We start from the raw sequence: 662 nt of genomic DNA, 5'->3' as shown, positions 1-662 counted from the left end.
GGTGAGAATTTCTGGCAGGCGGTAATAAAATACGTTCAGGATTCGCCTCGAATCAGCTTTGAAAACAATCCTGATGAGAATAACCAGGTTGTGGCCGAAGCCAATCTGACCATGAGAATCATGGGTGGGATTTCGATAGATCTGCACAGCGGGACCGATGGTCAAACACAGGTCTCGTCGATCAAGTCATACGACCCGCTTGATCATCCCAGACTTGAGGCAGAAAGGGTTTTGATCAAGGACATACAAGGGTCTGTCAATTCAAATGGGAAGGTGGTTTTGGACCTTGGACGGGCAGAGTCCCAGCGTTACCCATGGGAGTTGACGGGTTCACGAATCAAACACGAACGGCGGGTAGGCGGGGCGTTTCTCAAGCGTATGTTCCGACAGGCTGACCCTGAACGTCGGACCTACGTGCTGGGAGAGGTAGCGCAATCGGACCAGACATTCCTGGAGCCTGAGAGATTCAGTTTGCGCACGGTAATGGAGGAAGGTGCGAACGTGAAAGATGCACCTAATGAAGGCGCCGGCGCATTGGAAATTCGTATCGCAATGAAAGGAAAACCCACAGGTGGTTTCCCTGGTCAAGACTGGTTTCATTGCATACCCCGCGGTCTGCCTGGTGTGAATGCTAGCCTGATGATCAGTAACGAGATGATCAC

The 662-nt window shown here is 51.7% G+C and carries 1 protein-coding gene; it reads left to right on the top strand.

The window, feature by feature from the left end; all coding sequences use genetic code 11:
* Positions 1 to 662, top strand: a 662-nt coding sequence (locus tag ACW9JE_RS30900; protein ID WP_457434932.1) for a hypothetical protein, incomplete at both ends; no start/stop codon positions are given.

Source organism: Pseudomonas sp. SDO55104_S430 (assembly GCF_054070595.1).
This window is presented reverse-complemented; position numbering and strand designations above follow the sequence as displayed.